The 22,282-nt window shown below is 72.0% G+C and carries 15 protein-coding genes and 1 pseudogene; 5 read left to right on the forward strand and 11 right to left on the reverse strand.

Annotated elements, in window-relative coordinates:
* Positions 1-309: 309 nt before the first annotated feature.
* Together AC07AB_RS05660 and AC07AB_RS05665 are read right to left on the reverse strand one after the other, a co-directional pair.
* Positions 310-1,455 carry a serine hydrolase domain-containing protein gene (locus AC07AB_RS05660; protein WP_478560532.1) on the reverse strand — a complete coding sequence of 382 codons (1,146 nt, stop codon included), beginning with the start codon at positions 1,453-1,455 and terminating at the stop codon, positions 310-312.
* A 217-nt stretch (positions 1,456-1,672) separates the two neighbouring features.
* Positions 1,673-1,861, reverse strand: a pseudogene (locus AC07AB_RS05665) (response regulator transcription factor); the annotation flags it as partial.
* Between the two features lie 196 nt (positions 1,862-2,057).
* On the opposite strand from AC07AB_RS05665, the gene argG reads away from it, so the two are divergent.
* Positions 2,058-3,506, forward strand: coding sequence for an argininosuccinate synthase (argG, locus tag AC07AB_RS05670; RefSeq protein ID WP_478560535.1), 1,449 nt, complete (start codon positions 2,058-2,060; stop codon positions 3,504-3,506).
* A gap of 262 nt (positions 3,507-3,768) precedes the next feature.
* On the opposite strand, the gene AC07AB_RS05675 is transcribed toward argG, so the two are convergent.
* The 8 genes from AC07AB_RS05675 to AC07AB_RS05710 all read right to left on the reverse strand — a co-directional run bounded on the left by AC07AB_RS05675 (position 3,769) and on the right by AC07AB_RS05710 (position 15,775).
* Entirely contained in the window at positions 3,769-5,109 is a 1,341-nt protein-coding gene (locus tag AC07AB_RS05675; RefSeq protein WP_478560538.1) for an NAD(P)/FAD-dependent oxidoreductase, read from the reverse strand.
* The gene (gene hppD / locus AC07AB_RS05680; RefSeq protein ID WP_478560541.1) at positions 5,106-6,434 is read right to left on the reverse strand and encodes a 4-hydroxyphenylpyruvate dioxygenase; all 1,329 of its coding nucleotides are present in this window, start codon (positions 6,432-6,434) and stop codon (positions 5,106-5,108) included. Before hppD ends, AC07AB_RS05675 begins: the two co-directional genes overlap by 4 nt.
* A gap of 46 nt (positions 6,435-6,480) precedes the next feature.
* Positions 6,481-7,644, reverse strand: coding sequence for a cytochrome P450 (locus AC07AB_RS05685; protein WP_478560544.1), 1,164 nt, complete (start codon positions 7,642-7,644; stop codon positions 6,481-6,483).
* Positions 7,641-8,630 (reverse strand): tocopherol cyclase family protein, encoded by a 990-nt coding sequence (locus AC07AB_RS05690; RefSeq protein WP_478560546.1) that lies wholly within the window; start codon positions 8,628-8,630, stop codon positions 7,641-7,643. Before AC07AB_RS05690 ends, AC07AB_RS05685 begins: the two co-directional genes overlap by 4 nt.
* On the reverse strand, positions 8,627-9,826 hold the full coding sequence (locus AC07AB_RS05695) for a prenyltransferase (protein ID WP_478560549.1): 1,200 nt from the start codon (positions 9,824-9,826) through the stop codon (positions 8,627-8,629). Before AC07AB_RS05695 ends, AC07AB_RS05690 begins: the two co-directional genes overlap by 4 nt.
* Positions 9,823-10,848: a methyltransferase gene (locus AC07AB_RS05700; RefSeq protein WP_478560552.1), complete on the reverse strand. Its 1,026-nt coding sequence runs from the start codon at positions 10,846-10,848 to the stop codon at positions 9,823-9,825. The genes AC07AB_RS05695 and AC07AB_RS05700 overlap by 4 nt, the downstream gene beginning before the upstream one ends.
* A gap of 208 nt (positions 10,849-11,056) precedes the next feature.
* The gene (locus AC07AB_RS05705; protein WP_478560555.1) at positions 11,057-12,484 is read right to left on the reverse strand and encodes a methyltransferase; all 1,428 of its coding nucleotides are present in this window, start codon (positions 12,482-12,484) and stop codon (positions 11,057-11,059) included.
* A 30-nt stretch (positions 12,485-12,514) separates the two neighbouring features.
* On the reverse strand, positions 12,515-15,775 hold the full coding sequence (locus AC07AB_RS05710) for a BTAD domain-containing putative transcriptional regulator (RefSeq protein ID WP_478560558.1): 3,261 nt from the start codon (positions 15,773-15,775) through the stop codon (positions 12,515-12,517).
* Positions 15,776-16,122: 347 nt separating this feature from the next.
* Between AC07AB_RS05710 and AC07AB_RS05715 the strand changes: the two genes are divergently transcribed.
* The 3 genes from AC07AB_RS05715 (at position 16,123) to AC07AB_RS05725 (ending at position 19,694) form a co-directional block, all read left to right on the forward strand.
* A complete protein-coding gene (locus AC07AB_RS05715; protein WP_478560561.1) occupies positions 16,123-17,244 on the forward strand; it encodes an FAD-dependent oxidoreductase in 1,122 nt (373 codons plus the stop codon).
* A 404-nt stretch (positions 17,245-17,648) separates the two neighbouring features.
* Complete coding sequence (locus tag AC07AB_RS05720) at positions 17,649-18,311, forward strand: SGNH/GDSL hydrolase family protein (protein WP_478560563.1); 663 nt, start codon at positions 17,649-17,651, stop codon at positions 18,309-18,311.
* Positions 18,312-18,575: 264 nt separating this feature from the next.
* Positions 18,576-19,694: a serine hydrolase domain-containing protein gene (locus tag AC07AB_RS05725; protein ID WP_478560566.1), complete on the forward strand. Its 1,119-nt coding sequence runs from the start codon at positions 18,576-18,578 to the stop codon at positions 19,692-19,694.
* Between the two features lie 250 nt (positions 19,695-19,944).
* On the opposite strand, the gene AC07AB_RS05730 is transcribed toward AC07AB_RS05725, so the two are convergent.
* Positions 19,945-20,868 carry a LysR family transcriptional regulator gene (locus tag AC07AB_RS05730; protein ID WP_478560569.1) on the reverse strand — a complete coding sequence of 308 codons (924 nt, stop codon included), beginning with the start codon at positions 20,866-20,868 and terminating at the stop codon, positions 19,945-19,947.
* A gap of 78 nt (positions 20,869-20,946) precedes the next feature.
* On the opposite strand from AC07AB_RS05730, the gene AC07AB_RS05735 reads away from it, so the two are divergent.
* A complete protein-coding gene (locus tag AC07AB_RS05735) occupies positions 20,947-22,203 on the forward strand; it encodes an MFS transporter (RefSeq protein ID WP_478560573.1) in 1,257 nt (418 codons plus the stop codon).
* Positions 22,204-22,282 lie beyond the last annotated feature (79 nt).

Here is a 22,282-nt window from a genome sequence, read left to right on the forward strand (position 1 = left end):
CGGCCCTGGAGGGTGGGGTGGTTTCCCGGCGTAGCGCGCGAAACCTCTGTCCTCGCCACAATCTGCCGGGCGGACGGAGGGGAGCCAAGCGGGGTACCCGAAGGGGAAGCGGCCGCTGCACTGTTGGGCAGGGGGCGGCGGGCTCATGCGATGAGCTCACACGGCGGGCTCATACGGCGGGCCCATAAGGTCGGCCGCCCGCACGGCCGATGAGCTGAGGCCCGTCCGAGGTCGGCTGATCAGCCGATCAGCCGTGCGGGTCGAGTCGCCGGGCGGCCCCGTACCACCGGATGGCGGGGGCCCGCCGGATCAGAGCGCCGCGTACACGGCGTGGATCAAAGCCGTCTTCCGTGGGTCGTTCACTACATGATGGCCCATCACATTCATGGCGTACCCCATACCCAGATTCGCCTCGGGATCGCACATCCCGAAGGAACCGCCATAGCCGTCGAACCCGAAGGCACACGGGTTGGGCCCGTAACCGCCCTCTTCTCCGCTGGGCATGACGCCCAGTCCGAACTCGGACTCACGCCCGAGCGCGCCGCCGAGCACCAGGTCGAGGCAGCGGCCCTGCCCCTGCCGAGCGAGGTCGGTTTGCCGGGCGCTGATCACGGCGGAAGAGCCCGCGTAGGCGCCGTACAGCCGCGCCAGGGCGAGCGCGGTGGCGTGTCCGTTCGCGGCGGGGATCTGGGCGCGCCGCCACTGCGGGGTGTTCGCGGATTCGGGTCCGACCGCGGGGTTGGCGAGGACAGCGAGCGCGATGGGGCTCAACTGCGCGAACGTCTTCGCCAGTTCGCTGTCCGGCGGTGGCGGCGCCTGCACCAGTGTGGCGACGCGCCCGTCTTCCCGCTGGGCGAGCCCTACGTGGAAGTCGGCGCCGAGGGGGCCCGACAGCTCGGTGCGGATGAAGTCCCCGACGGTTCGGCCCGATATCCGCCTGATGACCTCGCCGATGAGATAGCCGTACGTCAAGGCGTGGTAGCCCGATACGGTCCCGGGCTCCCAGAGCGGCTCGGCAGCCGCCAGCCGGGACGTCATGGCGCCCCAGTCGTAGAGGTCCTCCACGGTGGCCGGTTCCCGCAACCCGGCGAGACCGGCCCGGTGGTTCAGCAGATACCGCACCGGCAGCTCCGCCTTGCCGCCCGCCGCGAACTCGGGCCAGTACCGCGCCACCGGGGCGTCCAGATCCAGCAGCCCCCGGTCGGCCAGCAGGTGGGCGGCGAGCGCGACCACTCCCTTGGTCGAGGACCAGACGTTCACCAGCGTCGAGGCGTTCCACGGAACACTGCGCGCCGGATCCACGTACCCGCCCCACAGGTCCACGACCGTGACCCCGTCGAGCACCACCGCCACCCGCGCGCCGAGCTCCAGGCCGTCGGCGAAGTGCTGCGCGAACACATCGCGCACACCGGCGAACGCCGCGTCGCACGTGCCATCAATCGATTGGGAAGACATCGGACTCCTCAACAACGAGCTATGGCCTCATCCCCACGCAACGTAATCACCTCCAGCCTCGCCAACAAGGGCCCGGTACGCCCCGCGAGACATCAGACGGCCGCGCCGGACCGTGTCCGGCGCAGCGGCCCGGCCCTCGCCGACGTCCCGGACCACCGCCACGCCACCGGCCGCGCCGCCCCGGCCGACCTCGGCTGCCCCGGCCTGGACCCCGGGGTCAGGAGGTCAGACCCGCGTCACGGGCGAGGAGGGCCGCTTGGACACGGTTGGTGACCTCCAGGGCGGCCAGGATACGGCTGACGTGAGCCTTGACGGCGCCCCCTCGCATGGTGAGGCGCTTGCCGATGTCGGCGTTGGTCTCGCCCTCCGCCAGCAGGGCCAGGACCTCGCGTTCGCGAGGGGTGAGCGAGGGGTGAGCGAGGCGAGGCGGGCCCGGGCCGCGGTGGCGGTGGGTCCAGAGGGTGCACTCCGGCGGGCTGAGCAGAGCGTTGGCGCCCGAGGCGACGGCGAGGAAGCCCACCGCGGCTTGCCGGTGGCCGGTGGCCGGAGGGCTCGAAATCCAGGATTTTGCATGATCATGCAGAGTGATACATACTCTTCCTATGTCCAAGGTCCTCACCTCACTGCCCACCGGCGAGCGCGTCGGCATCGCCTTCTCCGGCGGCCTCGACACCTCGGTCGCCGTCGCCTGGATGCGCGACAAGGGTGCCGTCCCGTGCACGTACACCGCCGACATCGGCCAGTACGACGAGCCCGACATCGCCTCGGTGCCCGGTCGCGCCAAGACGTACGGCGCCGAGATCGCGCGCCTGGTCGACTGCCGCGCCGCGCTGGTCGAGGAGGGCCTCGCCGCGCTCGCCTGCGGCGCCTTCCACATCCGCTCCGGCGGGCGCGCCTACTTCAACACCACGCCGCTCGGCCGCGCCGTCACCGGCACGCTCCTGGTCCGGGCGATGCTTGAGGACAGCGTCCAGATCTGGGGCGACGGCTCGACCTTCAAGGGCAACGACATCGAGCGGTTCTACCGCTACGGCCTGCTCGCCAACCCGCAGCTGCGGATCTACAAGCCCTGGCTCGACGCGGACTTCGTGACCGAGCTCGGCGGCCGCAAGGAAATGTCGGAGTGGCTGCTCGCCCACGACCTGCCCTACCGGGACAGCACCGAGAAGGCGTACTCCACCGACGCCAACATCTGGGGCGCCACGCACGAGGCCAAGACCCTGGAGCACCTGGACACGGGCGTCGAGACCGTCGACCCGATCATGGGTGTGAAGTTCTGGGACCCGTCGGTCGAGATCGCCGCGGAGGACGTGACGATCGGCTTCGACCAGGGCCGCCCGGTGACCATCAACGGCAAGGAGTTCGCCTCCGCCGTCGATCTGGTGATGGAGGCCAACGCCATCGGCGGCCGCCACGGCCTGGGCATGTCGGACCAGATCGAGAACCGGATCATCGAGGCCAAGAGCCGCGGCATCTACGAGGCGCCCGGCATGGCCCTGCTGCACGCCGCGTACGAGCGCCTCGTCAACGCCATCCACAACGAGGACACCGTCGCCCAGTACCACAACGAGGGCCGGCGCCTCGGCCGCCTCATGTACGAGGGCCGCTGGCTGGACCCGCAGGCGCTGATGGTGCGCGAGTCGCTCCAGCGCTGGGTCGGCGCGGCCGTCACCGGCGAGGTCACGCTGCGGCTGCGGCGCGGTGAGGACTACTCGATCCTCGACACGACCGGCCCGGCCTTCAGCTACCACCCGGACAAGCTGTCGATGGAGCGCACCGAGGACTCGGCGTTCGGCCCGGTGGACCGGATCGGCCAGCTCACCATGCGCAACCTCGACATCGCCGACTCGCGCGCCAGGCTGGAGCAGTACGCGGACCTCGGCATGGTCGGCACCGGCCAGGCCGCGCTCGTCGGCGCCGCCCAGGCGGCCTCGACCGGGCTGATCGGTGCGATGCCGCAGGGCGGCGCGGAGGCCATCGCCTCGCGCGGCGAGGTCTCCGGCGACGAGAAGCTGCTCGACCGCGCGGCGATGGAATTCGGCACGGACTGAGGACGTCAGGCTGGGGCCCTCAGCTTGAGGGCCTCAAGCTGGGGGCCTCAAGCTGAGGACGTCAGGCAGAGGGGCCTCAGGCTGAGCTCGCCGTCCTGAGGAACCACCGGTCTTGTGCGCGGACCACGACCGGCCCGCGCACAAGACCGGGTCTGTTCCGGGCCGGGGCCACCTGCCCCGAGGGACATAGGTCGCCTCGGCGGCCCCAACGGCTTGCCCCGCGGGCACTTCCCGCAGGTTCAGTGCCGACTGATCGGCACGTTCAGTGCCGGCCGACCGCGGCACGCAGGACGTCGAAATTGGCCAGGGACGAGGGCGGCCGGGTCAAGGCGAAGATCTCGGCGAGGTGGCGCGCCAGCGCGAGGTCGGTCATCGCGATCGGCAGCAAGTGATCCAGGACCCGGTGCATCAGGCTGCTGAAGGGGCTGAACTGACCGCTGGTGTGCGGGAATCGCCAGTCGGCGGTGCCGGAGAGCGTCCAGGCCGGTCGGACGGTGCGAGCGAGGTCGCGGCGGAGACGCCCGTACGCGCTCGCAGCGGGGCGCCCGGCGCTGAAGGCCCGGCGCAGGGTGAGCGCCTGGTTGACGGCGACGGACATGCCTTGTCCGTAGACGGGGTTGACCGTGCAGAGCGCGTCGCCGAGCACGATCAGGCCGTCCGGCCAGTTGCGCCAGCGGTCGAACCGGTTCCAGCGGCTGGCCCCCGGATAGAACGTGCGGACAGGTCCGGCGGGCTCGCCGTCCAGAGCTTCGATCAGGGCCGGGTCCCGCAGCCGGGACAGCGCCTGTGCGAACTCGTCGGCGGTACGGGGCGCGGTGCGCGGCCGCATGGCGCCGATTCCGACCTGCCGGTCGCCGTTCTCGGTCGGTATGAGAATGCTGAAGGTCAGATCGGCCGGCGGGGCGGCCTGCAGGCTGAGGACCTGCGCGGGGCGCCGGTGGCCGGGCTCCGGCGGGTGGCTCGGGTAGTTGCGGACGGCGTAGCTGACGCCCGCGTCGACGTACTGCGCGGGACGGCCCGTATACCCGGCTCGCCCGAGCCACTCCAGGGTTGACGAGCGTCGTCCGGCGGCGTCGACGACCACGGCGGCCGGGATCTCCGTGGCCGTGGTGCCGCCCCGGGCCCGTGTGAGCACCGTACGGACCCGGCCTTCGGCGATCCCCAGCCCGTCGGCGGCAGTGCGGTCGAGCACGGTGATGCGCCGGTCGTTCAGGACTCGGGTACGTACATGGTGGTCGAGCAGGGGCCGGGAGCAGGCCAGGGCGCACAGGTCGGAGGGGAACTCGGGGAACCAGCCGAACGGCGTCAGGAGGCGGACGTCCTGAGGTATCGCGACCGGGGCCGCACCCGCCGAGATCAGCTCCGGGACGATGCCCGGCAGCAGTCTCTCCAGGCCGCGCACCCCGGCGGGGAGGAGCAGGTGGGGAAAGCGGCCGTGGGGAATGCCGGGCCGGGGCCGGGGGGTGGCCGGCAGCTTGTCGCGTTCGACGATGACGACCTCGCCGGTGGCCTCGGCGAGGGTGGCCGCGGCGAGGCTGCCGGCCAGGCTCGCGCCGATCACCACTCCGGGGCCGTCGACCGGGCCGTCGGCCGGGGCGCTCACAGGTTTCCTCGTCGCTCTTGTTCTCGTTCGACCGCTTCGAAGAGCGCCCTGAAGTTTCCCTTGCCGAATCCGGTGGCGCCGTTGCGTTCGATGAGTTCGAGGAACATGGTGGGGCGGTCGAGGAGGTGAGTGGTGAAGATCTGTAGCAGATACCCCTCCTCGTCACGGTCCACGAGAATTCCGCGGCTCCGCAACTCGGACACCGGTACGCGGACTTCGCCGATGCGGGCGGCCAGCTCCGGGTCGTCGTAGTACGCCGCCGGAGTCGCCAGGAACGTGACGCCGCGTTCCCGCAGGGTGTCCACGGCGGCGAGGATGTCCGGCGTGTTGAGGGCGATGTGCTGCACACCGGGGCCGTGGTGATATTGCAGGAATTCCTCGATCTGCGACCGTCGGCGGCCGGGAGCCGCCTCATTGAGCGGCAGTTTGATCCGGCCGCTGCCGTCGGCGACGACGGTGCTCATCAGGGCGGAGTATTCGGTGGCGATGTCGTCGCCGGTGAATTCGGCGAACTGCGTGAAACCCAGCGTGGCCTCGTAGAACTTGACCCACGCGTCCAGTTCGCCCTGGTCGACGCAGCCCACGGTGTGATCGATGTCCTCGCATACCCGCGGCGCCTGACCGGCCAACGGCTCCCTCTCCACGAACCCGGGGAGGAACGGCCCGCGATAGCGGCTGCGGTCGATGAAGGTGTGCCGCAGGTCTCCGTAGGTGCCGATCGCCGCGGTACGCACCGTGCCGTGCTCGTCGGTGTGGTCGCGGGGCTCTCCGTATCCGATCGCGCCGCTCTCGATGGCGTGCGCGTAGAGCCGGTCCACGTCGTGCGTGGTGAAGGCGATGTCGCTGACGCTGTCGCCGTGGGCCTGCGCCCACGCGCCGGCGGCCGAACCGGGGGCGGCGCCACCGGTGATGAGCAGCCTGACCCGGCCTGATCGCAGAAGGTACTCGGCGTGTTCGCGGTAGCCCTGTTCGGGCCCGCGGCAGGCGCACAGCGTCATCCCGAACGCCGAGCTGAGGACGTAGGCGGTCTGCCATGCGTTACCGACCGTCATGCGGATGTGGTCGATGCCGGTGATGGCCCCGTCGAGGCCACCGTCGGGGCCGACGGCGTCGTTACGGTCGTACGGACGGTCCTCGCGGGTCGTGCGGTCCGCTCGGGTCACGCCGCCCTCGCGGGTCGTGCGGCCCTCGCCGGTCACGCCGCCCTCGCCGGTCGTGCGGCCCTCGCCGGTCACGCCGCCCTCGCCGGTCGTGCGGTCCTGGCGGGTCACGCCGCCCTCACGGGTCGTGCGGTCCTCGCGGGTCGTGCCGAATGGTGGCCTCATCGTGGAGATCCTCCCGTGTCGGGCGCGGTGCGTCCGCGCCGCCGGACTACCAGGTGACGGGGATGTTTCCGAGCGCTTCGATCAAGGACATGCGGTCCCACTCCAGCGCCGGCTCGTCCACGGCGAGGCGCAGATCCGGCATCCGCCGGCCGAGCGCGACCAGGACGGTGCGCAGTTCCTCCCGGGCCAGGTGGGCGCCCAGGCAGTAATGGGGGCCGAGGCCGAAGGACAGGTGCGGGCGCGACTGGGCGGCCGGGCCGTCCGGGGTGCTGAACCGGCGGGGGTCGCGGTTGCCGGTGCTCAGGCACGGCAGCATCAGCGCGCCGGCCGGGACGGACACCCCGGCGAGGGAAAGGGGCTCGACTGCCGCGCGGGCGAGGGTGAACTGGGTGGCAGGCGCCAGCCTCAGCAGCTCGTCCACCATCCGGTCGGTGTGGCGCGGGTCGGCCAGCGTCGCGAGCCGCCCGGGTTCGCGTACGACCGTGACGAGCGCGCGGCCGAGGGACGCCGCGGTGGTCTCGTGACCGAGGCTGACCAGGCTGGTCAGCGCGGTCACCAGCTCCACTCGGCTGAGACGCCCGGCGTCGTGCTCCTGGGTCAGCTCGGTGATCAGGTCCGGTGCGGGGCGCCGGCGCCGTACCGCGACGAGGTCACCGAGGAAGCCCGTCAGCTCCGCGGCGGCCGCCCGGGCCGCGTCGGGCCTGCCGCGGTCCAGGGCGGCGGAGGTGAGCGCTCGTACGTGGTGGTGGTCCGGGCGTGCCACGCCCACCAGGTCGCAGATCACGGTCAGGGGGAACGGCACGACGAGATGCTCGACGAGATCGGCCGGCGGCCCCTGCGCGGCCAGCCCGTCGAGCAGTTCGTCGGCCAGCCGGCGCAGGGCGGGGCGGAGGGCCGCGACCCGGGCACGGCTGAAGGCGGGGTTGAGGACCCGGCGCAGCCTGGTGTGTTCGGGCGGGTCGAGGTCGAGCAGCTGCCCGCCGGTCTTCTCGAACCCTGTCGCGGGCATGTCCACCGCCGCCCGGCTGAAGGCCGCGTCGGTGAGGACCCGGGCCACTTCGTCATAGCCGGTCACGACGAACGCGGGCCCGCCCTCCAGCCCCCGCATGGGGCAGACCGGTCGCCGGCGGCGCAACTCCGTCAGTTCGGGCGGGGTTTCGATGGGATCGGTGCGGCGCAGCAGATCGGCCGTCACGGATATCTCTGTCATGTCAACGCCTCCTCGGCCCGGCGGGTCGTCCCCGACTCCTGGCCGGCCAGGGTGGTTTCCGTGTCGAGCAGCAGCCGGCCGCCGCGGTGGACGCGGAGCCGCAGCGTGCCGCGCAGGGCCTGCGGTGTGGTGACCAGCGCCCGTTCGGCGGGCGCGGGGAGTGGCATCGGCAGCGGCGGCTCGGTGGCGTTTCCGTCGAGCCGGATGCGGTGCCGGGGCCCGCGCAGGATGAGGGTCCAGCCGGCGGCGTGCTCGTACCGGGTGGCGTGGTTGGCCAGGGCGGGCAGATTCCATCCGCTGTCGCCGAGGCGGACCACGCAGGAGGCGAGTACGGCCGGTCCGGCTCCGGGGATCGGGGCGGCGGCGTAGGCGACGCACAGATCGGTGCGGGGGAAGCCGTGGGCCTGCCCCCACCAGGAGCGGGCGGGGAATCCGCGCCCCCACGCCTTCTCCGCGTAGACCTGGTCGCCCGTGAGGTCGGCCGTCGCGCCCGCGGTCGTCAGCTGCCCGCTGAGCCGGCCGTGCAGGAGGTACGGGCACCAGTACGTGCGCAGGAAGGGCAGCAGAGCCGCCACCCCGCCCGGCGGCAGAGCCGCACGCGGCCACGTCACGGTCGGCCTGATCGTGACGTCCAGGCGGGTGTCCGCGACCTCCGCGACCAGGTGGCCGTCGCGGTAGCTCAGCAGGTCGCCGGCCGAGACGGCGAAGGCGTCCGGGTCCGCGCACCCGGCGGGGACGGTGCGGTACCGCAGCAGGGCGCCCGGTTCCCGGGCCAGCACGACGCTCGACCAGGTGCCATGTCTGTCCCGGTTCACCGTGCAGCCGACGGTGATGACGCGCCGGCTGTCGGGCGAGGTGAACCGCCACAGGTAGCCCTCGGTCGGCACGCGGTGGGCGGGCAGCGGGTCACCGCCGGGCCGGTCGGCGCCGGTGCGGCGCCAGGCGCGCCGCAGGGCGTCGCGCGGGCGGCCCGCGGCGGCGCTCACGACGCGGCCCCTCGCGCGTCGGCCCGGCGTGAGCGCGCGACCGTCGCCGGGACCGCCGTGGCCAGCCACGTGCCGAACAGCGCGAGGGTGACCGCGGCCGCCACCAGCCACGGCAGCGGGACCTGCCGGTGCAGGGCCGCCGGTACGGTCATGCCGACGATCACCGCGGAGGAGGTGACCGGCTGGACCATGGAGGACCAGAACGTGACCAGTTCGGCGGTGCGCTGATCGGTGACGGTCCCGGCCCTCAGGCGCAGCGCCACCCACAAGGGGATCGGCAGCGTCGCCAGCAGGGCCCCGCCGGTGGCCGGGGGAAGCGCGCCGGTCGCGGTGGCCGCGGCGAGGGCCGTGTACACGACGGCGTGTCCCCCGGCGTAGGCGCGTACGGCGTTCGTGGGCCCGAGCACGCCGGCCAGAGTGGTCTTGCCGACCCGCCGGTCACCGGGAATATCCGGCAGGTTCATGATCAGGCAGCGGAGCAGCTGAAGCGTGAAGACGACACCGAGATACGTCATCAGACCTGGCGTGACGGACGCCGCCTGGGCCAGGAAGGCCAGCAGGGGGACGAGCGCGTACAGGACGGTCGCGCACGAGACCTCGCCGAGTGCGTGGTAGTTCAGCCGCACCGGCGGGGCGGTGTAGAACCAGGACACCGTGAGGATGGTGACCGCCACGCAGCGCTCCCCGGTCGTGGGCAGGGACATCGCCGTGTACAGGGCGCCGAACAGCAGGATGAAGGCGGCGGACAGGCTGACCCGCGGCGGCAGGTGGCCGTCGACCAGGACGCGGCTGCCTCCGGTCCAGGAGGTGGGGGCCGTGTTCGCGCGGTCGGCGTCCAGGTCGAAGTACTCGTTGCAGTAGTGGGTCATGAGGTGGCCCAGCCAGGCGAACAGCAGCACCAGCAGATACGAACGCGGGCTGAACCGGCCGGAGTCCGCGACGGCGACGGCTGTCCCGGCGCCCACCACGGTGGTGCTCTGGAGCAGGAACTTCACGCGGCCGAGGCGCACCATCGCCCGTACGATGCCAGGGTTGCGGACGTCCTCCGGGCTACGAGCGTCCCCGGGGTTGCGGACGTCCTCCAGGCTGCGGGCGCCCCCAGGGTTCCGGACGTCCTCCGGGCTGCGGACACCCCCCGGGCTCCCGGTACCGCGGTCCCGTACGGTGTGACCGGAGCCGTGCGGCGCGGTGGTCATCGCCGGGCCCCGGACGGCTCTTTGGTGGCGACGATGATGCCGTGCGGGGTCCAGCCGGCGCCGGAGATGCGGCGCATCTGCGTGAATCCGGCGGCGCGCAGGCACCGTTCGTGCTCGGCCCAGGGGTAGATCATGCCGCCCTCCGCGGGCATCGAGGCGAAGTAGGCGCTGTCGAGCGCCGCGAACACGGGCCCATCGCCTTCGTCGTGGGACATGGAGTTGAGGATCACCAACTGCCCGCCGTCCGCCAGTGCTTCATGGGCCTTGGACAGCAGCGCGATGTTCTCCTCCGGCGTCCAGATGACCAGTTGGTGGGCGAACAGGACGCAGTCGACTCCGGTGGGCCAGTCCATGGTGAACATGTGGCCCTCCAGAACACTGATGCGGCCGGCGTAGGGGGACTCCGCGACGGCGGCCGCCGTGTAGTCGGCGACTTCGGGCAACTCCAGGATCGCTATGCGCAGTTGCGGATGCACGGCGGCCAGGGCGAGGGCGTTGACGGCGTCCCCGCCGCCGCAGTCGAGGAGCGTGCGCGCGCCCGCGAGGTCGAGCTTGACCAGGTCCCGGTGGGCCAGTTCCGACCAGGACCTCATGTACCGGTAGAAGACCCGCTGCAGCCGGGGGTTCTCCGCGAGGCGCTGGTAGAGGTTGTGTCCGCGGCCGGGGATGCGCCGGATTCCCACATTGCTGTTGGTGCGCAGGGAGTCAAGGAGGTCGCGCTGCCCCTCGGAGACGATTTCGTGCTCGAAGACGACTACGTCGATGAACTGCTTCCACTGGCCGCTGTCGATGAGTTCCGCGATCACGGGCGCGACGGTGTAGTGGCTTCCGTTCTTGCCGAGCAGGCCGAGCGAGGCCGTTCCCAGCAGCAGAATGTCCACTGCCCGGTCGGCCAGGCCCAGTTCTTCTTTGATGTCCGCGCGGTCCAGTGAACCGTGCTTGGCGATCAGGTCGAACAGGCCGAGTTCGCAGGACGCGTACAAATACTGGAACGCCGCGTGCCCCATCAGCAGCAAGGACAATTCGTCGGAGGAAAGTGTCGTCCCCTGGGATTCACTCCTCCGATCGGGGATGTCGAAAGGTATCAGGGGGGTGGAGTTCTTGGGGACCGAGTTCATGGCGAATCGCCTTTCGTGTGGCTGCCGCGCAGCAGGGCCGGCTCGGCACCGGCCGGCAGCGGTCAGGACAGACTTGTGGTGCGTCAGGGGTCGGGGACGGCGACGGGAACTGTCACGGTTTGCGGGCCACCACCGCCCCGTTGGCGCCCACCGCGTCGAAACGGACCACCTGCGGTTCACGGAATCCGGCGTCGGTCAGCCAGGCCGTGTACTGGGACTCCGAATAGTTCCGGCCGCCCTCGGTCTCGACGATCATGTTCATGCCCATCAGCGCCGCGGCCGGCGGCCCGGTGCGCTCCGGATTGAGCAGCCACTCGACGACGAGGACCACCCCACCGGGTTCCAACGCCTGCCAGCACTTTCGGAGCAGGGACCGTCCGGTGGCCTCGTCCCAGTCGTGCAGGACCATGCTGAGCAGGGCCACATCGTGCCCGGCCGGCAGGTGCTCGTCGGCCAGGAAATCCCCCGGCACGGTGTCGATCACATCCCCGAGCCGGGATTGCTCGACCTTGCGCGCGGCGAGGGGGCACACATGCGGCAGGTCGAGCACCGTCGCGGACAGCCCCGGGTATTTGGCGCACAGCTCGATGGGGAACGCGGCGGAGCCTCCACCGATATCCAGCAGCCGCCGGTGCGCACCGATGTCGTAGGCGTCGGCGAGGGCCCGCGCGGTCGAGGTGGAGAGGGAGTGCATCGCCTCCCAGAACAGCTCCATCATCACCGCGTCCTCGGCCGAGAAGATGGAATCCTGCTTGTCCGGATCCCAGGTCAGCGGCCGATTGCGGCGCAGCGCGCCGATCACGTCATGCCATGCCGCGTACTCCCGGTGGTCGAGGAAACGCACGTAGCCCCCGAAGAACCGCGGCCGCCCTACCACGAGGAATTCCTCCGCCATCGCGGAATTGGTGTAGCCGTCACCGCTCTTTTCCAGCAGCCCCAGTGACGCGCACGCGGCCAGGAACATATCCGCGGGACGCTCGTGAATGTCGATCTCCTCGGCGAGGCCCTCGACCGTGACGCACCGCCCATCACGCAGGCGGGTGAACAGATCGAGCTCCACCGCGGCGGCGAAAGTCTTGAACGCCCAGAAAGAACTGGCGAGTTGCATCAACGGACCCGCGTCCGCCGCCGCCGTCGGCATCGTCTTTCGACCTCTCTTCCTGGTGGGTCCGTCGTGATGGAGGCGGCCAGTGGAAGGAGTGCCTCTCACGCCATCGATGCTCCTGCCGGCCCGGCCGCGTGGGAATTCCTCGGCCGGAACGAAGGCGTGAACGCGTTGAACGCTTGTGCTCGTGTGTGCGTGCACTCGCGAGCCGATGGGAGCGGTGAGGCATGACGGTATGTCAGGGGGCGGCGAGGCGACTTCAATCGGCGTGATCGCCTCGTGGAGGTCTCGTTCGGTCACCGGCGATGAGAGGCGGCCGGCGTCGTCGCCATCGGCGTCCCCGGTCGGCCTGGCGTCGAGCGCCCGTACGCGCAGTGGCACACGATCTGGAGGAATCGTCGTACCGACGTCACCGGCAGCCGCCTGGATCACCACGGCGTGGGGCCGGATGCGTGGCCGGGCGGATCAGCCGGGGCCCGGACCTGCCGCCCTGGGGGCCCTGGTCAGCCGGGCCGGGTCGGCTTCGGTCACCGCCGCCTTCCCGTCCAGCTCCCAGCCCTTCCCGTAGGCCGCGGCGAAGGCTTCCTCTCCCAAGGCGGCCCGCCCCCGCCGGGTGAGCTCGCGGACCTGCCGATCGGTACGGTCGTGAGCGCCGCGCAGCCGGGAGGCGGCGCCGAGCAGGACGGCCGACGCGTGATGCCGCCCGCGCGCCTCGGCGAGCGCGGCCACGTTCACCGCCACCTGCGACAGGATCGGCCGGTCCCGGGTCTCCAGGGCCGCCGCGTACGCCTTCGCCAGGGCCTCCTCCGCACCGGCCGGATCGCCCAGCTCCAGGCAGAGCGAGGCCCGTACGCCGGCGACCAGCGTCCGCGCGTGGTCACCGGGGAACAGGGTTTCGCTCCCCAGCCCCCGTTCGGCGCCGTCGAGCAGTTCCCGCACCCGGTCCAGGTCGCCGAGCCGCAACCGGAAGACGGCCTCCCACGCGTCGACCAGGATCGGCATCATCGGCCAGTTCGTGCGCAGCGCCCGCTCCCGGGCCGAGTCGATCATCGCGACCACCAGGTCGGTGTCGCCGCGCCGCAGGTACAGGTCGATCCAGCGCAGATCGCTGAACACCTCGTCGCCGAGGCCGAGCGAGCCGAACTCGGCCGCCAGCGAACGGGCCTCGCGCAGGTCGGCCAGCGCGCCGTCGAGGTCGTCGTCGTACTGCCGCAACTGGGCGCGCATCGGCAGCGCGTTGGCCTGGCCCCAGTGATCGCCGACCTGCCGGAAGCAGGCCAGGGCCGCCTCCACGTCGGTACGCGTCCGTTCGAGCTCGCCCGCGTTCTCGGCGAGCTGGGCCCGGAACATGCGCGCCAGCCCGGACAGCCATACGTCGTCGCCGTCGGCCAGTCGCTCGATGATCGCGGGCGTGGACCGCTCCCTCCGCAGGAACGCGAGCGGGAGCGCGGTGAGCGCGCCGTACGGGCCCGGCGGCTCCGGGCCGGCGAGCAGCCGGTCGGCCAGCTCGCCTATCGCGGCCTGGTCGTCCGCGGCCCCCTCCTCCGTCGTCCTCGCCCCGGTGCCGACCCGGTTGAGCAGGTGGATCGCGCGGGCGCAGTCGCGGTCGGCCGTCGGCTCACCACCGGGCACCGCCAGCGCCTCGCCCAGCCAGTAGGCCGCGTCGGAGTGCCGGCCGCACATCTGCCAGTACCAGGCCAGGCTCAGGGCGAGGGCGAGCGCGCCGGGGGCGTCGCCGGTGTCGCACCGCCGGCGCAGGGCGGCGAGCGTGTTGTCGTACTCGGCGCTGATCACGCGTATGGCGGCCGGCTGACCAGGCCCGCGCAGCCGCGGTTCGTACCGGGCCATCAGCTCGGCGAAGTGGTCGGCGGCCAGGTCGCGTACGGTCCCGAGGCCGCCCTTCTCGGTGAGGCGGTCGGTGCCGTACTCGCGCAGCGTCTCCAGCATGCGGTAGCGGCCCGGTTCGGGCGCGAGCTGCAGCAGCGACCGGTCGACGAGGGCGGCGAACAGCCCGGGGATCTCGGCGGTCGGCACCGCGGTGCCGGCGCAGACGGCGGCGGCCGAGGCCGGGGTGACGCCGCCGGGCAGGACCGAGACGCGTTCGGCGACCGTACGCTCGTACTCGCTCAGCAGGTCCCAGCTCCAGGCGATGACCGCGCGGAGCGTGCGGTGCCGGGGCAGCGCGGTACGGCTGCCGGTGGTGAGCAGGTGGAACCGGTCGGAAAGCCCGTCGGCGAGCTCGGGCAGCGACAGCGTCCGCAGCCGGGCCGCGGCCAGTTCGAGGGCCAGCGGCATCCCGTCCAAGCCGCGGACCACCCGCCGGACCTCGGGCCACGTCATCTCGTCGACCTCGAAGCCGGGGCGCACGGCCGCGGCCCGCTCGGCGAACAGGCGTACCGACGCCGCCTGCCGGGCCTGCTCGAAGCCCTCGTCCGGGCCCGGCAGCGCGAGCGGGCCGAGCGGTACGAGCGCCTCGCCGTCGACCGCCAGCGGTTCGCGGCTGGTGGCGAGCGCGCGCAGCCCGGGGCAGCGGGTCAGCAGTGCCGCGACCAGGTGGGCGACGGCGTCGATCAGGTGCTCGCAGTTGTCGACGAGCAGCAGGCTCTCCCTGCCGCCGAGCCGGTCGACGAGCAGGTCCAGCTCGTCGCCCTCGGCCCGCGTCCGGGGCTCGAACATCACGCTGCCGCGCATCCCGATCCCGGCGAGCACGGCCGCGCCGACCTTGGCCGGCTCGGTGACCGAGGCGAGGTCGATCATCCAGGCACCGTCGCGGTACTCGTGGCGGTGGCGGCGGGCGGCCTCGACGGCGAGGCGCGTCTTGCCCGCGCCACCGGGGCCGAGCACGGTGACCAGGCGCCCGGCGGCGAGCAGGGTGTCGATCCGGGCGAGGTCGCCGTCACGCCCGACGAAGCTGGTCAGCGGCGCGGGGAGGTTGCTCGGCCCGCTCCGCGCGCGGGCGGGCGCCGGGGTGGGCCGCTCGACGCGCAGCAGGCTCAGGTGGCGCTCGCGGAGGGCGGTGCCCGGGTCGGTGCCGAGGACGTCGGCCAGGGTTTCGCGGACCCGCTCGTACAGGGCGAGGGCTTCGGCCTGGCGTCCCTGGGCGGCGAGCGCGTCCATGAGCAGCGCGGCCGCCCGCTCGTGGACGGGGTGCTCGGCGAGCAGCGCGGTCAGGCGGTCGGCGGCCGTGTCGGCGCGGCCCAGGGACAGTTCGGCGTCGGCGAGGTCGGCGACGGCCTCGATCGAGGCGTGGGTCAGCCGGATCGCGGCGGCGGGCGCTACCGCCGCGACGCCCGCGGGCTCGGCGCCGGGACGGTCGCCCCATAGGGTCACGGCTTCGCCGAGCACGGCCGCCGCGGCCCGCGGATCGTCGGCGCGCAGACGGTCGCGGCCGGCGGCGGCGAGTTGCTCGAACCGCAGCGCGTCCACGTCGGCCGCGTCGACGTCCAGCCGGTAGCCGCCCGCGGCCTGCGCGACGCCGTGGGCCGAGCCGAGGGCCCGGCGCAGCCGCGAGACGAGGGCCTGCAAGGCGTGCGCGGGACCGGCCGGCGGAGCCTCGGGCCAGATCGCGTCGACCAGGACGCCCTGCTCGACCGTACGCCCGCCGGCGAGCGCCAGCCGTACGACCAGGCCCTGCAATCGCGCGCCTCGGACGGGCAGGGCGGCGCCCCCGCGAGACGCCTGAAAGGCGCCGAGCAGGGTGACGCGAAGCCGCGTGTCCCCGTCCATCCCCGGATCTTCCCGCGCGCGGCCTCAAGTCCCCAAATCAGGGCGGTGCCCTGGCTTTCCCCTCTGCCGCAGGGCGGGGGCGCGGGCGGGAGAGTCGGCGCCGCGCGCCTCGGGGCGGGCGTGTGGGCGCCGTGTGGCGGCGGGGCGGACGGGCCGGCGGGCGCCGTGCGGCGGGGCGGACGGGCGGGCCGTGTTGCCGCGCGGCAGGAGAGTCGGCGCCGTGTGAGCCGCTGTCAGCGCCGTGTGCGCGCCGTGTGAGCGGCCCGGGTCAGTCTCTGAGCACCTGACACCCAGAGGCAGTCGGCCGGAACTCACCGGTCGGCCGCCGTCCCGAAGGAGCCGCCACCATGAACAGCCCTGTCACGATCATCGGCGCCGGCCTCGGCGGCCTCACGCTGGCCCGCGTCCTGCACGTCCACGGCATCCCGGCCGAGGTCTACGAGGCGGAGGCGTCTCCGGCGGCTCGTACCCAGGGCGGGATGCTCGACATCCACGACTACAACGGCCAACTGGCGCTGCGGGAAGCCAGTTTGACGGAGGAGTTCCGCGGCATCGTCCTGGAGGGCCGCCAGGCGATGCGGATCGTCGACCGGGACGGGAACATCCTGCTCGACAAAGCCGACGACGGTACGGGCGGCCGCCCCGAGGTGCAGCGCGCCGAACTGCGCCGGATCCTGCTCGACTCGATCCCGGCGGACACCGTCCGGTGGGGCCGCAAGGCCGGCGGTGCCCGCGCCCTCGGCGGGGGCCGTCACGAGGTGGCCTTCGCCGACGGTTCCACCGTCACCACGAGCCTGCTGGTCGGCGCGGACGGCGCCTGGTCACGGGTCCGCCCGCTGCTCTCCGACGCCACCCCCGAGTACATCGGAATGTCGTTCGTCGAGAGCTATCTGCACGACGCCGACACCCGCCACCCTGCCGCCGCGAAAGCGGTCGGCGACGGGACGATGCTCGCGCTCGCCCCAGGCGGGAAGGAGATCCACGCTCACCGGGAAATGGGCGGGACCCTGCACATCTACGTGCAGCTGTCCAAGCCGCAGGACTGGTTCGCCGCCGTCGATTTCACTGACACCAAGGCGGCCGTCGCGCGGATCGCGGCCGAATTCGACGGCTGGGCTCCGGAACTCACCGCACTGATCACCGAAAGCGACACCGCACCGGTCCTGCGTCCCCACCATGCGCTGCCGGGCGGGCATCGCTGGGACCGGGTGCCGGGGGCGACCCTGCTCGGCGACGCCGCCCACTTGGCGGCGCAGGACGGCGAGGGCGCCAACCTGGCCATGCAGGACGGCGCCGAACTCGGCGCGGCCCTGGCCGCTCACCCCGACGATGCCGAGGCCGCGCTCGCCGAGTACGAGCAGGTCATGTTCCGCCGCAGCGCCGCGGCGGCCGCCGAAGCCGAAGCAGCCGCCAACGCCACGCTCCAGGACGCCGTCAACTTCTTCACCTGGGACGAGCGGACCCAATGAGCCACGCCCGTGAGCCACGCCTCGATGAGCCACGCGTCGTCGCGCGGAACGGCACCGGTGCGCGGCGATGCGTACATCCGGTCCCCTCCCCCGATCTCGCGCACCGGGTCAAAGCTCTCGAAGCCCTTCGGAGCCCTGACCGTCTCGGACCGGGCGGCGTGCTTGTCCGGCCTGCTGGCGTAGTCGTCCGGGCGGGTGATCGCGCCCCTGATCGTGGCGCGTTCGCGCATGCTGCTCACTGTCGGTTCGGCAGCCCGAAAAACTGACCCCGTTCCCTTACTGCCGTGAGCGGCACAACACCTATCGGGGCGATCGACAGATGGCGGGGTTGATCCGCCGTCAGAAAGCAACGCACGCGACCAATCCGTAATCCCTTCTCCTCAATTGAAATTCCAGGAGCACGCATGACAATCACCCTCCGGCCGGGAAGCACCGTGATGTTCACCGGCGATTCGATCACCGACTGCCAACGGCTGGACAGCGAACACCGTCTCGGCTTCGGCTATCCGCTGCACATCGCGGGCGAGTGGGGGCTCCGGCACCCGGATCGGCCCGTGACCTGGCTGAACTCCGGGACCGCGGGCCACAAGGTGATGGACCTCGAAGCCCGGTGGCAGGCAGACGTGCTCGACGCGCGCCCGGACGTGGTGTCGGTCCTCGTCGGCATCAACGACGTCGGCTGGCAGACGTACGACCCGGACGGCTACGCGATCACCGCGGAGGAGTTCGCGGCAGGTTACGACCGCCTGCTCGCACCCCTCGCCGAGGCCGGTGCCGACCTGGTCCTCATCGAACCGTTCCTGCTGCCGATTCCCCGCAGCCTAGAGCTCGGCGACATGTACGTCGACATCGCGGGCCAGAGGGCGTGGCGCGCCGACTTGGACCCGAAGATCCAGGTCGTACGCGCGCTCGCCCGCGAGTACGGCGCTCATCTGCTCGCCGCCGACGGCCTGTTCGCCGAGTTGTCCGCGACGACCGGCCCGGAGCACTGGACTCCGGACGGCGTGCACCCGTCGCCGGCCGGTCACGCGGCACTCGCGGCGGCCTGGCTGCGCCTGGTCGCGTGACGGGGCCCCGCGACCGCCCGCCGCACCGGCCGTCGCCAGGAGGCTCCGCCGATCGGCCCGATGCCGCCTGGTCCGCGGCCACGGCGGTGGGACGGGCCATGAGCGGCTCTCCTGGATCGCGTCCGGGAGAGCCGCCCAGTGCCGTTCCGACGCCGGCCATCCCAGCATCAGGAATCCAGCCAATACCGGCCGCGCCCACAGCACGGAACCCGTCAGCGGAACCGACCAATCTCCGCACACATCACTCCTGTAAAAGGAGGCATCATGCGATACGGGACCAGTGCCGTCGTGGCCTTGGCAATCACCGCCTCGCTGGTGACGGCGCCTGCCGCATCGGCCACAGCGCCGCGGTGCGACATCAGACCCATCCGGACAGCGCTGAAGGCGCTGGAGGGCGTCGGCGCCTCGGGGATCAGCGTGACGGTGAAGAGTCCGCACTGCGCCGTCTGGAACGGCGGCGTCGGCCTGGCCGACCTCAAGACGGGCCGTAAGGTCGTGGGCGACGAGCACAGCCGCATTGCCAGCAACACCAAGACCTGGACGGCCACGGTCGTGCTTCAGCTCGTCGGCGAAGGCAGGATCAAGCTCGATGACACCGTGGACCACTATCTGCCCGGCCTCGTCCGCACCGAGCTCTACGATGGGCGCAAGATCACGATCCGGCAGCTGCTGCAGCACACCAGCGGCCTGCCCGACTACCTGGACGCGCCCTTCTGGGACGACTTGGACGCGCGCCGCTGGGATCACATCGAGCCCTTGCTGACGGTCAAGCAGGCGCTGGCCCTGCCGCCGCCCGATGACAGGACCCCCTCCGGCTTCTCCTACTCCAACACCAACTACAACCTGGCCGGTCTCGTCGTCTCGAAGGTCACCGGCCACGGCATCGGCACCGAGATCGAGCAGCGCATCATCAAGCCTCTCGGGCTGCGCGAGACCTACTGGCCCGGCGACCGGACCACGCTCCCCAAGCCGGACCTGCGCGGCTATGCGGACCGGGACGGAACGTCGGTGGACAGGACGGAGTGGAACACCTCCGGGGCCGACGCTTCGGGCGCCCTGGTCTCCACCGGCGCCGACGCGACCACCTTCTGGACCGCGCTGCTGGCCGGGAAACTGCTGGCCCCGGCCCAACTCGCCGAGATGAAGCGGACCGTCCCGGACGGCTCCTCGGGCGAGCGGTACGGCCTGGGGGTCGAGCGCTACGAACACACTCCGGGTTTCGTCACCTGGGGACACAGCGGCCATATGGAGAGCGGCCACAAATTCAGGAACGCCGTCACCGATGACGGCCAACGGGCCGTGACCCTGTTGATCGGCTCGGAAACGTTCGATTCGGACAAGGTGGACTCCATCATCGGCGATCTCATCCGCGGCCTCCGCTGAGAGGGAAGCAGTCGGCAGGACGGATGGCGCTGCCGCCCAGGCGGCTCGGTCGGGGCCCGTACCTCTCCTTCCGCGGGCGGACGTCCGCGGGCTCGCCCGGGAACGGCCGCAGCCCGGAGAGCCCGGAGAGTCGGTCGCCGAGGAGGTCGCTGCGGGCTCGGCCCGCGCCGCCGACCCGGCTCCCACCGAGCGATGTGCCGGACGAATCCCGGGGCCGATCCGGCCGGTCGTCACCGACTGGATCCGGCCATCACCGCGCGGAAGGCGAACCGCCCTTCGACGCGTCGGACCATTCGGCTCGGGCGAGCGCGGTGAGCGTGCGCAGAGCGGAGGTGGGCTGGCGGTCTTTGTGGAGAACGAGATAGACGCCGAGGACGGGATGGGAGGTCCACGGCAGTGCGGTGAGTCTGCCGCGACCGATTTCGTCGGCGACCGTGGTGCGCGGCAGCAGAGCCACCCCCAGACCGGCCTCGGCACACCGCTTGAGGGCTTCTGTGCTGACGAACTCCATGGTCGCGGGGCGGACGGCGGCCCGTTTCAGCTCTCGGTCCATCACCTCGCGCTGTGCGCAGCCCTTCTCGATGAGCAGCAGCGTCTCCTCGGCCAGGTCCACGGTGCGGACGACCTCGCTCCGGGCGAGGTGGTGGTCCGGCCCGGCGACCAGGCGCAGTTCCTCCTCCGCCAGCCGGTCGGCGGTCACCATGGGCCCGCTCACCTCCTCCTCAAGGAGGAACCCGGCGTCGAGGTAGCCCTCGCTGAGCGAGGACATCAGTGAGGTCCTGTTCGCCGCGCCGAACGCCACCTGCAAGAGCGGAAAGCTGTTCTTCAACGCGCGCAGCACCGGCGGCAGGCGGTGCGCGCACAGGCTCTCCGGCGCGGCGATGCGCAGGGTGCCGCGCACTCGCCCCGGGTCGCCGCCCGCTCGCTGTACCGCCTCCGTCGCCTGCTCGGCGTAGTTCAGGAGGTTCTGGGCGTGGTTGCGCAGCTCACGGCCCGCGTCGGTGAGCACGACCCGGCGGCCGAGCCGGTCGAAGAGCGGCATGCCGAGGTCCCGCTCCAGGGCTTTGATGTGCGCGGTGACGCTGGACTGCACATACCCCAGCTCTTGCGCGGCGCCGGTGAAGTTCAACCGCTGGGCCACGACGACGAAAGTCGAGAGATGCTTCAGCTCCACAGATCGATCGTATTCTCGAATGGAAGCCATCGCAATCGTTCGTTGGACGCGATTGACGTAAGTCGTAAAACTGCAGGCATGCACCCATCCACCACACAGCGTCGCCGGTCTTCCGGTGACGAGCGCACCGGCCTGGCGGGGCGGGACTTCCTTCTGCTGCTCGCCGCGACGGTGGGCACCTTCTCCAACTACGCGCCGCTGCTGTCGGTCGCTCCGCTGTGGTCCGCTCAGGGCGGCTCCGGGAACGCCGGGGTGGGCGCTGTGACCGGCGTGACGATGGCGACGACGGTGGGTGTGCAGCTGTGCATGAGATGGCTGCTGCGGCGGATGAGTCTGCGTCAGGTCCTGGTGGCCGGAGCGCTGCTGCTGGGGCTGCCCACCTTCGCGTACCCGCTCTCGGCCGAGCTGGGGTGGGTCCTGGGCGTCTCGGCCGTGCGGGGTGTCGGCTTCGGAATGGTCGCGGTGGCCGGCAGTGCGCTGGTGGCCGAACTGGTCCCGGCACACAGCAGGGGCAAGGCCGTCGGCTGGTACGGCGTCGCTGTCGGCCTCCCCCAGGTGCTCTGCCTGCCACTGGGAGTGTGGCTCGCCGAGCACGTGGGCTTCACCCCGGTCTTCGTTGCGGCCGGCGCGCTCAGCGTGCTGGCCGCGGCGGCGATCAGGGTTCGGCCCCGTCCGGGGGAGTCGAGCGGCGACCGGGCCTCCAAGGCTGACGACGGGGTGCCGCTGCGTCCCTTCGGCCGGCCCTTCACCGTCCTGATCACGTCGGCGTGTGCGCTGGGCGGGGTGACGTCGTTCCTCCCGCTGGCTCTCGGCGAGCCCTCGGCCGCACCGGTCGCGCTGTTCCTGCTCTCCGGCGCTGTCGTCGTCGGGCGGTGGATGGCGGGCTTCTTCAGCGACCGGGTGGGCACCGGGCGCCTGCTGGTTCCCAGCGTGCTGGCCTGCGTCGTGGGCATGGGCGGCTTCGGGCTGGCCACCGCGCCGTTCGGGGGCGACGGCGCGGTCCTGTCCGCGGCCGCGGCCATCGTCTACGGCCTGGGCTTCGGCGCCCTGCAGAACGACACGCTGGTGATCATGTTCCGCCGCGCCGGCCCCCGCGGCCACGGGGCAGCCAGCACGGCGTGGAACATGGCCTACGACGCCGGCACGGGGATCGGCGCCATGGCCGTCGGGCTCACTTCGCACGTACTGGGCGTCGATGGCTCCTTCAGCGCCGCCGCGGTCCTGATACTCCTGGCCGCCCCGCTCGCACTCCGGGACGCGCGCACCGAACACCGCAGCGCCAATCCGTCCACCGACGAGCGTCAGGCCGGGACTCCGACCCACATCCCGCAGTAGGCGGAGTGGCCGGAACACGACGGGCCTCCTTGTACAGGTCCAGATCCTCCAACGATCATTACTCATTCCACAGAAGAGA

The sequence above is a fragment of the Streptomyces sp. NPDC044033 genome, assembly GCF_056434425.1.